This window comes from Streptomyces durbertensis (assembly GCF_014156695.1).
GTDB lineage: Bacteria > Actinomycetota > Actinomycetes > Streptomycetales > Streptomycetaceae > Streptomyces > Streptomyces durbertensis.
In genome coordinates, this window is record NZ_WMLF01000979.1 from 1 (window position 1) to 256 (window position 256).

Consider the following 256-nt stretch of genomic DNA (forward strand, 5'->3'; position numbering starts at 1 on the left):
CAACCAGGAGGTTGGCTTAGAAGCAGCCATCCTTGAAAGAGTGCGTAATAGCTCACTGGTCAAGTGATTCCGCGCCGACAATGTAGCGGGGCTCAAGTACACCGCCGAAGTCGTGTCACTCCAACATATAGGCCTAACGGTTGTTGGGGTGGGTAGGGGAGCGTCGTGTGCCGGGTGAAGCAGCCGTGTAAGCGAGTTGTGGACGGTTCACGAGTGAGAATGCAGGCATGAGTAGCGATACAAGAGTGGGAAACTC

1 rRNA gene is annotated in these 256 nt (G+C 55.1%); it reads left to right on the plus strand.

From position 1 onward, the window contains the following. Window positions 1–256 (plus strand): 23S ribosomal RNA (locus GL263_RS27950); the annotation flags it as partial.